General features: G+C 63.0%; 10 protein-coding genes. 2 read left to right on the top strand and 8 right to left on the bottom strand.

The window, feature by feature from the left end; genetic code table 11:
* Positions 1-91: 91 nt before the first annotated feature.
* Positions 92-1462 (bottom strand): MFS transporter, encoded by a 1371-nt coding sequence (locus tag BFD71_RS05605; RefSeq protein ID WP_069262271.1) that lies wholly within the window; start codon positions 1460-1462, stop codon positions 92-94.
* A 265-nt stretch (positions 1463-1727) separates the two neighbouring features.
* Here BFD71_RS05605 and BFD71_RS05600 point away from each other — a divergent pair, with 265 nt between their 5' ends.
* Positions 1728-2468 carry a hypothetical protein gene (locus BFD71_RS05600; protein ID WP_141710579.1) on the top strand — a complete coding sequence of 247 codons (741 nt, stop codon included), beginning with the start codon at positions 1728-1730 and terminating at the stop codon, positions 2466-2468.
* An 8-nt stretch (positions 2469-2476) separates the two neighbouring features.
* Here BFD71_RS05600 and BFD71_RS05595 read toward each other — a convergent pair whose 3' ends face one another.
* From BFD71_RS05595 to BFD71_RS05580, 4 genes are all read right to left on the bottom strand, one after another.
* Entirely contained in the window at positions 2477-4237 is a 1761-nt protein-coding gene (locus BFD71_RS05595) for a peroxidase family protein (protein ID WP_069262270.1), read from the bottom strand.
* A 265-nt stretch (positions 4238-4502) separates the two neighbouring features.
* Positions 4503-6284: an ABC transporter transmembrane domain-containing protein gene (locus BFD71_RS05590; protein ID WP_069262269.1), complete on the bottom strand. Its 1782-nt coding sequence runs from the start codon at positions 6282-6284 to the stop codon at positions 4503-4505.
* 68 nt (positions 6285-6352) lie between these two features.
* Complete coding sequence (locus BFD71_RS05585) at positions 6353-6655, bottom strand: hypothetical protein (protein WP_069262268.1); 303 nt, start codon at positions 6653-6655, stop codon at positions 6353-6355.
* A gap of 16 nt (positions 6656-6671) precedes the next feature.
* Positions 6672-7241 carry an RNA polymerase sigma factor gene (locus tag BFD71_RS05580; protein ID WP_069262436.1) on the bottom strand — a complete coding sequence of 190 codons (570 nt, stop codon included), beginning with the start codon at positions 7239-7241 and terminating at the stop codon, positions 6672-6674.
* Between the two features lie 176 nt (positions 7242-7417).
* Between BFD71_RS05580 and BFD71_RS05575 the strand changes: the two genes are divergently transcribed.
* Positions 7418-8359: a flagellar brake domain-containing protein gene (locus BFD71_RS05575; RefSeq protein ID WP_069262267.1), complete on the top strand. Its 942-nt coding sequence runs from the start codon at positions 7418-7420 to the stop codon at positions 8357-8359.
* A gap of 11 nt (positions 8360-8370) precedes the next feature.
* On the opposite strand, the gene BFD71_RS05570 is transcribed toward BFD71_RS05575, so the two are convergent.
* From BFD71_RS05570 to BFD71_RS05560, 3 genes are read right to left on the bottom strand one after another with little or no spacing between them, the layout of a single operon-like run.
* Complete coding sequence (locus BFD71_RS05570) at positions 8371-9381, bottom strand: hypothetical protein (protein WP_069262266.1); 1011 nt, start codon at positions 9379-9381, stop codon at positions 8371-8373.
* A 2-nt stretch (positions 9382-9383) separates the two neighbouring features.
* Positions 9384-9905 (bottom strand): (2Fe-2S)-binding protein, encoded by a 522-nt coding sequence (locus BFD71_RS05565; protein WP_069262265.1) that lies wholly within the window; start codon positions 9903-9905, stop codon positions 9384-9386.
* On the bottom strand, positions 9902-12565 hold the full coding sequence (locus BFD71_RS05560) for a xanthine dehydrogenase family protein molybdopterin-binding subunit (protein WP_256094499.1): 2664 nt from the start codon (positions 12563-12565) through the stop codon (positions 9902-9904). The genes BFD71_RS05565 and BFD71_RS05560 overlap by 4 nt, the downstream gene beginning before the upstream one ends.
* Positions 12566-12576 lie beyond the last annotated feature (11 nt).

Below are 12576 nucleotides of genomic sequence, written 5' to 3'. Positions count from 1 at the left end.
TGAGGATCGCTGATCGTTGTTGATCGGTAGAAAGAAGCGCGCCCCTGCCAGATTCGTCGGCAAGGGGCGCGCTGTGTTTTTCAGCAGCCGATCATGCGGGGCGGGAAGCGTGCCCGTGATCTCCTGTTCCGCGCGCGTCGTCGTATTCGCGCGAAATATCCTTGTTCGTGTAATCGCCCATGCGCCAGGCGGCGAGCAGACTGATCACACCGCACACGGCGATATAGATCGCGATTGCATAACCCGTGCGGTAATACGCGAAGAGCGCCGTTGCGATCAGCGGCGCCGGGCCGCCCGCAATCACGGAAGCCAGCTGATAACCGAGCGAGGCGCCGCTGTACCGCAGCCGCCCCGTGAACGATTCGGCGATGAACGCCGCCTGCGGACCATACAGCATGGCGTGCGGCACGAGCGAAAGCACCACGGCCGCGAAAATCAAAGCCGTGTTTTTCGTATCCAGCATGCCGAAGTAGATAAAGCCGAAGATGCCCGCGGCCAACGCGCCGATCATGTACATGCGCTTGCGTCCGATCAGGTCGGACACGTGCCCAAAGAACGGAATGGTCACGAACTGCAGCACGGCGGCAGCCAGAACCGCAGTGAGCATGAGGTCGCGCGAAACGTGCAGTGTCTTCACGCCATACGTGAAGACGAAGGCCGTGTAGATATAGAACGGCGCCTGTTCGGCCATGCGCGCCAACGCCGAGAGGAGAATGTCCTTGGGTTGGCGGCGAATGACCTCCAGCATCGGCGTTTTCTCGATCTTGTTCTCGGCGAGGAGCTTCGCGAAGATCGGCGTTTCGAGAATGCTCAGCCGGATATAGAGGCCGATCGCGACGAGCACGATACTCAGCAGGAACGGCACCCGCCATCCCCACGTCATGAAGGCGTCTCCGGAGAACGCGCTGACGGCGAGCACCACGAGATTGGCGATGAAGAGTCCCGCCGGCACGCCGAATTGCGGCCAGGAAGCAACGAAGCCGCGGTGCGAATTGGTGCGCGCCCACTCCATCGACATCAGGACCGACCCGCCCCATTCGCCGCCCACGCCCACGCCCTGGATGAAGCGCAGCACCGTGAGCAGAACGGCGCCCCAGATGCCGATCGAGGCATAGGTCGGAACGAAGGCCACGGCGAAGGTGGCGACTCCCATGAGCAGCAGCGTGACGATCAGCGTGGCTTTGCGGCCGACGCGATCGCCATAGTGGCCGAAAATGGCCGCGCCGACTGGCCGTGCGACGAAGCCCACGGCATAGATCAGAAAGGCCTGCAGGGTGCCGACTAGCGGGTCGGATTCAGGAAAGTACAGCTTCGCGAAGATAAGCCCGGTGACAATGCTGTAGAGGAAAAAGTCGTACCATTCGATCGTCGTGCCGATGGTGCTGGCAATTACGGCGCGGCGCAACTGGCGTTGGGCGTCTTCGTCCGAAAGGAGCGTGGCTCCCGGTTGATCGGCATTCATTTCGCACCCCCAAGGCAAGGGCGATATGGCCAATGCAAAACGCATGGCCAGGGTCCCGGTGGTGCGCAAAAAACGTGCCCCGATCGGCCGGGATGTTGGCTTCGCCGGATCGGGTGGAAATGATACGTCCCTCGGTATCGCTCCATCCTGATCGGCACGGGTTGAGACGTCGTGATACAGCTCGATGATATGTCACGTTGTGATGCAGTGTGCGCTTTTGAACGAAATCGCCATGCGGCAGTGCATCACGGAAGACGGAGGCGCGATGACTCCACCGCTATCCTCGCAGGCCCTCAGCCCTTCTGAGTATATTGCGCGGCATCTGCAGAATTTCGCCTCGAACACGCCGGCTTCGGCGAGTGTCGATCAGCACGCGCAATTGACGGTATGGAATGAGCACGTTTTCGTCGTCGCCGGCATTTTGTTCGTCGTGCTCGCGTGCATCGGCGCGCGCCGGGACAAGTGGGCGCTGTTTACGCTGAATCCCGGGGTGTCGTTCGGCCGGCGTCTTTATCTCTGGTGGTCCTGCGCCTGGCGTCAGTGGCTCGCGAGCGCGCTGCTCTTCGTGGTGGCCTTCTCCGTGTTGCGCTTATCGCTCGGAAAGATCGCGACGCCGCTCATGGCGTTCGCCGCGAACCGGGTGCCGCACGACCTCGCGCAATCTTCGCCGGCCATTTCGCTTGCGATTGCCGGCATGCCCTTCATCGTGCCCATGCTCGCGTATTTGCTGCTCAGCCTGCCGCTCGTGGGGTACATGGTGCGGCGCGGACTGGCCGCGCACGCCATGCCCGCACCCAGGCGTTTCGGCTTCTGGCGCGCCACGCTGCTCGGCTTGATCACGTATGCGTGGACCTTGCCGGCCAGCCTCGCCATTACCAATGTAGGGGTCTCCTCTGCGCAGCCACTTGCAAACGCACTGCGCGCGATACTGCTTGTGGCATGGGGCATGTATATCGTGCTGCCGCGCCAGGTGCGCAGCGTCGCGCGCCTGGCCGCCCCTCGGTAGCGGGGACTTCAGGCCGCCAGGTCGACGACCGCCTTCAGCGGTATCAGCCGCCATTCGCCGGCGGTCGCGAAAGCGATGATCTGCGAGAACGTGGCGGGCGCGTTGCTGAAGATCTCGGCTTCGAGCGCGGGCGCGCTACCGGTGCGATGGATGATCGAATCCGGGTCCTCGTCCAGCAGCCCGTAAAACACCTCGACGACGATGCGGCCCCCCACTGGGCCAAGGCGCGTCAATGCGCCGACGCCGAGCTTGCCGTCCTGCGTGCCGAGCATGTCGTCTTCACTGAACGTCTCGCCGACGGGCGCGAGTTCGAGCACCGGCCGTTGCGCTTCAGCGAGGATATAAAACCATAGCGGCGTATCGTCCTTGAACGTGTCGCCAAGCGCCGGGCTCTCGCCATCCGCATTCAGCGAGGCAATGCGATCGAAGCGGAAGGTCTTCGACGGATCGCTCGAAACCTGGGTGCGCACCACGAGTTCGTCGGGACCGAGCGGCGTCACGCCGAGCGCGCTCGCCACCGTTTCACCGCTTGGCAGGCCATAGACGTTGCCGCGCAACAGGTTGAGCATGGCCAGCGAACGAAAGCCCTTCGCCGATGCGAGATTGTTTGCCGCGTCGGGAATCGGCACATCGGACACGCTGTGCGGAAGTTTCGAAAGCGGATCGACGATCGATGGATCGAGCTTGTACGCGTATTGCAGACGCTTGACGTCGTTCGAGGCATTGTCGGCAACGCCGGTGGCGGCCTTGTTCGCGCCATCGAGTCCGGGCCCGCCTTTCTCGCCCGGCAACGGATGCTCGCGCGGGAAGAAGCGCTGCCAGTCGTCGATCACGTGTGTTTCGGGCAGCCGGTCGAAACCGACGAGGCTGTCCTTGTTGGCATTCGTGCCGTCGAATATCGGTGCACTGAAGTTGTCGTTCAGCACATAGCCGTTGCGCACGCCCGAGTGGCCATACCGGTACGCGGCCCCGGTGAATTCGCGCGGCAGGTTGCGTCTCGCCGGGCCCGGACCATAAAGCTTGTAGGCATGCGCGCGGTCCTGCTCGTGCGCGGTCACGAATGCATCGACGACGGACGAATCGACGATCCGATGCAGGAAATCTTCGACCAGCACGCGCTGATACGCCCAGCGCACCTGTGCGCGCGCCGCTTCGAACAGATCGCTTCCGCGCAGCGTGACGTCGGCTTTCGCGAGCCGCGCGACCACGCGGTTATGAAAACGCAGGAACAGCATCTGGATCTGGCAGACGATCGAATTCTCGTCGTTGCGCTTGTCGCCGATAATCGCGCGAGCGTTATAGGCATTCCCGGTTCGCGGCAGATCGTCGTGACCTTCGATCAGCGAGGCGCCCTGATAAATCCCTTTGTGCGGGTGGTTTTCGTCCGCATACATGTAGGGCGCGTCGTCGGGTCCTGGGCCGTACACGTTATCGAGGTCGAAGCGCGGCGTGCGCAGGTTCGTGGGCAACTGCCCGGTCTTGCGCGCCTGGATCAAGGTTAGCTGCGACGTGGTATCGAGCGTCAGGTCGTGATCGATGAACTGGCCGAAATACGTGTAGCCGGCCGGTACATAAAGGTTCTCCTCCGGGTCGGGATCGTTCGATACGGTGTCCGCTGCTGACTGCATGCCTCGCGCGAGTACGGCGAGGTGCGCAGGGTCATAGTGATTGAAGCGCGGCGGGAAAATCGAAGTCAACTCTTCGTTCAGGCCGCTCATTCCCGCATGGGCTTCGACGAGGTTGCGCGGTGTACCTTGGGGATTCATCATCGTTCTCCTAAGTAATTCATCGCAGAAAAGACACTCCGCAGGCGAGCTGGCGAAGGCCGTTCGACTTCAGGCTGAGTGGATTATTTTGAGGTGATGGCGGCGACGATCGCCGCAAACGGAGAGGGCGGATTGACAGGAAGCAGGATTAATTTTTCTGAAAGCTTTGAATGTGCGCTAACCCACGCTTGGGCGGCGCTTCGATTTGCGAACGTTCGACAACGCAGGCAGGCAATCGCGAATCGCGCCCAGGCGGCCCGGTTGATGGTTACGTGACGGTATTCGGGTGCTGCGCGCCGAACTGCAGCGCCGCGAGTTGCGCATAAAGCGGCGAACTCTGCAGCAGGTCCGCATGCCGGCCTTGCGCCACGATGCGGCCCTGCTCCATGACGATGATGCGGTCGGCCTGCTGCACGGTGGCGAGGCGATGCGCGATGACGAGCGTCGTGCGGTTCTGGGCAGCGTTGTCCAGCGCGGTTTGCACAAGGCGTTCGCTCGCGGCGTCGAGGGCGCTGGTGGCCTCGTCGAGCAGCAGAATGGGCGGGTTCTTGAGGATCGCGCGCGCAATGGCAATGCGCTGACGCTGACCGCCTGAAAGGCGCACGCCGCGCTCGCCGAGGAACGTGTCGTAGCCTTGCGGCAGTTCCTCGATAAAGCCGGCTGCCGCCGCCATGGAGGCGGCGCGCTGCACGGCTTCGAGCGTCGCGTCGGGCGAGCCGTAGCGAATGTTGTCGAGCACGCTGCCCGAGAAGATCACCGACTCCTGCAGCACGACGCCGATCGCCTGGCGCAGCGCCGCGAGCGACACCTGTTGCGTCGGCACACCGTTGATGCTGAGGCTGCCCGATTGCGGGTCGTAAAAGCGCAGCAGCAATTGAAAGAGCGTGGTCTTGCCCGCGCCCGACGGACCGACCAGGGCGACATGTTCGCCCGGGCGCACGTCGAGCGAGAAGGCGTCGAGCGCGGCAATGCCAGGGCGCGAAGGGTAGGAGAAGCCAACGTTGTCGAAGCGGATGCCCGCGCCATGAGCGGGCAGCGGTACGGTTGCCGCCGCCTGCGCCACCGGCGAGCGCGCGGCGAGCAGTTGCAGCAGCCGTTCGGTGGCGCCCGCGGCCCGTTGCAGATCGCCCCACACTTCGGCAACGGCGCCCACGGCGCCGGCCGTGAACACCGCGTAGAGAATGAACTGGGAGAGCTGGCCGGCGCTCATCTGCCCGGCCAGTACCGCCTGCGCACCGAGCCAGAGCACGAACACGACGGCGGCGAACACGAACACGATCACCACGGCCGTCAATCCGGCACGCGCCCGAATGCGTGTGAGCGCCGTTTCGAAGGCCGCTTCCACGGCGCCCCCAAAGCGCTTTGCCTCGAACGACTCCTGGGCATACGACTGCACCGTGGGCATGGCGTTGAGCACTTCGCCAGCCAGGGCGCTTGCGCTCGCCACCTTGTCCTGGCTCGCGCGCGAAAGCCGCCGCACGCGCCGCCCGAAGATGACGATAGGTGCGACCACAACGACCAGTGTCGCGATGATGTAGCCGGACAGCACCGGGCTCGTCGCGACGAGCATGGCCACGCCGCCGACCGTGAGGAGCACGTTGCGCAGGCCCAGCGAGAGGCTGGTGCCCACCACCGTCTGGATCAGGGTCGTGTCGGTGGTGAGGCGCGAGAGCACTTCGCCCGTCTGCGTGGTCTCGAAGAACTGCGGGCTCATGCGTATCACGTGGTCGTACACGGCGCGCCGCATGTCGGCCGTCACCCGCTCGCCGAGCCACGAGACCCAGTAGAAGCGCAGCGCCGTCGCCGCGGCGAGAATCAGCGAAACCACGAAGAGCGCGATGAAATAGCGGTCGATATGCGTGCGATCGCCGCTCGCGAAGCCACGGTCGATCAGGTACTTGAATGCCACCGGCAGCGCGAGCGTCGCGCCCGCCGAGGTCAGGAGCGCGAGGAAAGCAAGCGCCCAGCGTCCCGCATAGGGGCGCAGGAAGGGCAAAAGGGCGAAGAGGGGCGCGACGCGGGAAGGGCGGCGGGCGGCGACATCTGGCATGGAGCTTCCTGGCGGATCGACAATGAAGGGATTGTGCCAGCCCGAGGCGGGGCGAGGCTGGCACGGGTTTATTGCGCGGGCGGCGTGGCGCCATTGCGCAGTTGCTCGCGCTCTTCCGGCGTCATGTGCTGCCATTGTTGCCACTGGTGCCAGTGCATGCGTCGGCGGCAGCCGCCATGCCCGCGGAAACCGCCGAACAGGATCCGGCACAGCACCAGCAGTCCGATTGCGCGCGGATAGTCGATGGCATGCGCATTGGCGACGATCGCCGGTGCGATCCAGTTCCACAGGCCCATGACGATTGCGCCCAGCAGTGCGATGACCGCCACCATCAGCAGCGCCTTGGCGAATATTTTGCGGCGAAACTTCATTCCATTCTCCTTCGGTTCAAATCTCGAGGTCGTCCCATGACGCGCGCAAACGTTCGCGCAGATGCAGCACCGCATAACGTTTGCGCGCGAGCAGCGTGTTCACGCCCACCCCGCTCGCGGCGGCCAGCTCCTTGAAACTGCGCCCGTCCAGTTCGTGCGCGATGAACACCTCACGCTGACTGGCGGGCAATTCGTCGAGCGCGGCGCGCAGTGCGTCGAGCATCGCTGCGCGTTCGTAAGCGGCCTCAGGGCCGGCGTCGGGCGAGGGCAGCGCGAGGTCGAGGCGATACTCGCTTTCGCCCTCTTGCGGCTCGACGAGCGGCACTTCCTTGCGTTTGCGAAACCGGTCGACGATGCGATTTCGCGCCACGCGAAAGAGCCACGCACCAACCTGCTCGATGGGTTCCGGCAGCCGCCACGCCTGAACCAGTTCCTCGAACACGTCCTGGAGAATGTCGTCGGCTTCGTCCTGGTCAACTACGCGGCGGCGGATGAAGTTGCGCAGCCTCGAGCGCTCGCGGGCGACGGTCTCGGCGATTTCGCGGTCCTGCGTACTCGGCGGGCTGGGGGTGGGCGGCGGTTCCATACCCGTGTAGACGATCCGGAAATAGAAATATTGTGGCGCGTAATCGCGGGTTTTATGTGGCATGGATATTTCGTTAAACAAGACCCGAGATAGCCGCATATTTATTGACATCTGTCACTATATTTCGGTCACAATGCGGCATCGAACAAAACCAACAAATTCACACGCTATCGGTCATGCACCTTCACGAGCCTGGCAGCGGTACTGCGTCTAAAACGCTGGAACTGCTCGCGGACCCCGGGCAGTTGCCCCTCGAAACGCCGCTGCCATTGGCGGTGTTTCACCATGACGGAACGATGCTGCTGCCGCAAGGCGGGACGCTGAACGGCGAGCAGCGCGACTTCCTCTTCGCGCACTTCCAGCCTTATCGCAACACGGCAGACGAGGCGAGTCTAGCGAGCACGCAAGACAGCCTGGCCGACCGTGGCGAGCGTGGCAAAGGGCCGTTGACGCTGGACGACATGAATCTCGCCATTGGCGCGCTGCTAGGCATACGCAGCCAGGCGGGCATGGGGCGCGAGATGCTGCCGTGCCGGCTGATCGGTTTCCGGCCCGGCGGCGCGATGTTCGTCACGCCGCCCGCCGCGGCCAAACCCGCGTGGGAGCCGTTTCAGGGCGAACAGGTCGAGATCGTTGCGATCGCAACACAAGCCGTGTTCTGGCTCGTCTGCACCGTCGAGGCGGTCTGCACGCATCCGTTCCGCTATCTCGTGCTCTCCGAACCGGGCACGATACGCCGGCTGCGCGAACGCCGGGCCGTGCGCGTGCGCACGCAACTCGCGGTGCGCTATGGCGTGGACCTGACGGGCTCGGAACTGGACCGGCTCGGCATTGGCTGCGATATCAGCGTGCTGGGGATGTCGCTCGCCGCCGGGCGCAAGATCGGCGAGGTCGGCGAGCGCATATGCGTGGTGTTTCCGATCGAAGCGGGGAACGTCGGGGCGACGTTCCAGGCCGTCGCCGTGATTCGCAATCTGCGCGCCGATAACCCGCAGGCAGGGCTCACCCTGCACGGACTCGAATTCGACACGCTCTCTCCCGAGAGCCAGGTCGCCCTCAAGACGTTCGTGTTCGATCGGCAGGACGCCGTGTCTTACTGGGCCGGCATGCCGACCTGAACCGGGCGCGCTCAATGCAATGACCGGTTGTTCGAACTCGAAGGCATGGGTGTGAACGTGCAATTCGGGTCCTTGTGCGCCGCGTCTTTGCAGCAGTCCAGCAAGGCCTTGACCGACGCGAGATTTGCCTTGTCCCATTGTTCATTGCTCATGGCGTTGTCGGTCGGCATCCAGTGGTCCCATGGATAGCTGTTGGCGAGCCGGTCGTTGCCAGGCGCTTTCTGATTGCCCACAGAGAGTCCGAGAAAGGCGGTGCAGCTCTGCTCGCTGCCGATGCGGTGACAGCCAATGCAGGTGTTGCCCGGTGTGCTCATCGTCATGAGGTGATACGACGAGAAGGCCTGCCCGATGCTCGAATACTTACCCCATGGGTCGGTGGGCACCTTGTCCCACACTTGCCCGATATACGGGCTGAAGATGAAGGGGCCTGCGTCGTGGCATTGGAGGCAGGTGGGCTTTTCGGAGGCGACCACTGCGGGTGTCGCCCAGAATTCGACTGCGGAGGTGTGTCCTGCAGGTGGCTTTCTCTCGTTCGGCGGCGGCACGCGGGTCGCCACGAATCCACCACTCGCGGACACGCTGGCTTGCGATTTCGGTTGTGGCTTCGCCTCGAACCAGCAGGTCTTGCCGTTGCCTGAGTGATGCATCACGACGACTACGCCGTCATAGTGCGGGTCGTTATCGGGGCGCAGCGCGTCGCGCCGGCAATACGCGGAAATTTGCGTGTTGCCGCGCGATAGATTCAGGATCTTCGAAAACGGAATGCATTGACCTTTTGCTTCCGAAGTTGGACTCAGCAATGAAGGCTTGTCGCATCGCGTCGGGGACTCGTTTGGCCCGGGCGGCTTTCCATCGATCGTAATGGGAATCTCCGTTCCGTCATTGCAGTTGAACGGCGGGATTTCGCCAATTTCCTTCACGCACTGATCGGCGTATTCGAGCAAGGTCTGCTCATGCGTAAAAGCGGCAAGCGGCACGGCGAAGAGGAAGCACAGAGCGAACAGGCGGACGCGGACAGACATGGTCATCCTCCGCTTTTCATCTGCATTTGCGCGACTTTGCGAATCGCCTCGCGATACTTCACGTAGCCTGTGCATCGGCACAGGTTTCCGCCCACCCAGGTGTCGATTTCCGTTTCTAGCTGGTCTCCGCTGATGCGGTACGCCTTCACATGTTCGAGCATGGCGGTCGCGGCCATCAGAAAGCCGGGCGTGCAGTAGCCGCACTGAAACGCGAAAGATTCGAGGAAAGTCTGCTGCAGCGGCGAAAGCCTGTCGCCGTCCGCGAGGCTCTCCACGGTAAAGATATATTGATTCGCGACAGCGCTTACTGGTGTGACGCACGCCAGAGTCTTCTCCATCAGCGTGTCCTGGCTGCTGCGCAGGCCCACGGTGCACGCACGGCACGCGCCAATGCCGCAGCACACCTTGGTCCCTGTCAGGTCCAGGCGTTCGTGAAGGAATTCGGCGAGGCTCATATCGGTATCGGCGGCCGGTACCGTCACGGCGCGTCCGTTCACGTGAATCTTGACGTCGGCTTCGCTCACTGCAGGGCCTCGCGTATCTTGTCGGGCGTGACGGGGGTTTCCCTGAAGCGATGCCCGGTTGCCATGGCCAGCGCATTCAGCAGTGCCGGCGCAATGGGGCACATCACGGCCTCGCCGATGCCGCGCGCGCTGTGATGGTCCCCTTCCGGCGGCGGCAGCGCGATCAGTTCCTGCCGCGGGACGTCGGTCATGCGCGTGATGAGGTAGCGGTCGAGATTCCACGTGCCGTCGCCGGGGCCGTGATTGCCCAGCGGACACGCTTCGCTCAGCACATTGCTCATCGCCATGGCCACCGCGCCTTGCGACTGGCCTTGCACGATTTCAGGACAGATCAGGCGGCCGGCGCTGAGTGTCGTGACGACCTCTTCGACCTTTACGTGGCCGCTTTCGGGGTTCACGGACACCGCGACGAGCGCTGCCGAAGGCGCATAGTTCGTGCGCCCGAAATTGAACGTATCGTGTGGCGGCAGCAACTTGCCGTGAGGCAAGCCCTTGAGATGGTGCGTATCGGGGCCAACGGCTATGAAGTCGCAGTCCATCTCGACGGCGCCCGAGGCGAACGTGTACCGGCTTCTCCAGAATCCGCCGGCATAGGTCACATGGGCGGCGGCCACGGTAGGCAACTGCTGGCGGTTGATCTCGTCGAGCAACGCGGGCCAGCTGATTGCCGGGTGACCGGCCGCGGTCAGCTTGCCATTTGTCCACGTGAGGTCATGCCGCTCGATGTGCGGGTTGTTCCATATTGCGCGTGCGGCAGGCAGCACGCTTTGCAGCATCAACACCATCGCGGCGCGATCTACGGCCTGAAAGTGATGGAACGCACCGAGGCAGGCGCTCGAAGAACCGAAGGGGGCCGAGATCGCTTTGCTTCCGGTAGCATCCAGGATGCCCAGCTTTGTGTAATCGAAACCCGGTATCTGAAACGCCTCGACTTCGTTCATGGTGATTTTCTGCGCGTTCTGCCCAAGGCACGCCGCAGGAGCCAGGGCCAACGTCGTCGCCGCGCCATTGCCCATGTCCGTGTAATGCGTGAGCACATGCAGGCCCGCGTTCGGCTGAATCTGCACCATCGCGAATACGGCGTCTTTGCCGGTACCGTAGGCCTGGTTCGACATGGCGAGCCCAACGCCATACCGTAACCCGAGCGCGTGGCGTTGCGCGCGCACGCTTTCCCTGTTGCGCCATAACTCGTGGGCCTCAAGCTGGTTCAGCAGCTCGGCGAGTTGCAGATGGAACAGAATGGGTGCGCCAGTGAGCGTTTTGCCGTGCTGCTTGCGGAGCAGGTTAGTGCGTCGGATGTCGAATGGACTTTTGTGCAGCGCCTGGGCGGCCTCGTCCATGAGCGTTTCGATGGCGAGGTAAGCCTGAGGACCGCCGAAGCCGCGCTGCGAGCCGCCGAACAACGCGGGCGTATAACTCACGGAGCTTTGCGCAATGGCGCGCGGAATGTCGTAGCAACTCATGGCGCTCATGGCGGCAAGGTCGCCAACGGGGCCTGTGAGATTTTCCTTGGCGCCGCCATTGAAGCTGAAGGAACTGACGAGCGCCTGGAGCTTGCCGCTCTCGTCGAGCCAGATGGACTCCGTGAAATCCGTCTCCGCGCGTTTCAATCCGACCTGGAATTGTTCATAGCGCGATTGCTGCCAGCGCAACGCCCCCTTCGCGAAGGGCGCGGCGAGCGCGAGATAAACGGGAAAATACGATTCGTCGCGGCCGCCGAATCCGCCGCCTGGGTAGCAACTGATCACGTGAACGTGCTTGACGTTGATATTGCTGTCCTTGAACAACTTACATGCGGATATGCAGTCGCCGCGCGGTGATTGTGTGCCGAGCACCAGGTTCAGACAACCGGAATCCGCCTGAAACCACGCGAGTCCCGACTCCGGTTCCATGAAGACGGGATCGATTGCGGGCGTTCTGAAGGCGCCATCGAACTGGTGCCAGGCCTTGCTGTCGACCCTGGCGCTGGCCAGATCGTAAATTTCTTTACTTGCGCTGTCGCGTGCCTTGGTGAACTTCTCAAAGGGGAGGCTGCTACGCTGGAGGTTCGAAAACGACCTCGCGTCGTCGCGCACATAAACCTTGGACGCGGACGGATACAAAGTGGTGATGGCGCTTTCCGGTACCGTTGCGCCGTAACGGATCACGGACTCGTTGAAATCGAGCAGTTTCTTTGCGCGGCGATACGTATCGAAGTCTTCGAAGATCAACAAGGCGACGGGCTGGCCGTAGCAATTGGCAGGTTTGCCCTTCTGCGCGAAAAGATAGATATCCTGGCTAGCGACCGGATCCTTTTCGGCCGCGAGATAGATGCGATTGTCATTCAACGTCTGGTTGGATACCACGGCGATCGGGCGAAGATTGCGCGGCAATACGCTCAGATCGAAGCCTTCGAAATTCTTGTCGACGCAATTGCATCTCAGCGCATATAGCCAGTTTTCTTCTTTCGGCCAGCCTTCGAAGTCGCGCGCCTTGTAATCACGCGCGTAGATCTTCGCACCCGTGACCTTGCTCACGCCCTCGATGCGCCAGCGCGCCTTGCCGGGCTCCGGCGCCCAGTCGGGTGTGCCGTTCGGCGGCGGTAGTGCGGAGTGGGCGCGCGTCGCGCCTGGTACGGTTGGGCTGGCGGCCGTGAACGCGGTGATGGAACTGACTGACATCGTGACCGCGC

Origin of the sequence: Paraburkholderia nodosa (assembly GCF_001718195.1) — a bacterium.
GTDB classification, from domain to species: Bacteria; Pseudomonadota; Gammaproteobacteria; order Burkholderiales; family Burkholderiaceae; genus Paraburkholderia; species Paraburkholderia nodosa_A.
Note: the sequence above shows the minus strand (reverse complement) of the source record. Positions and strands in the feature narration are given on the sequence as shown.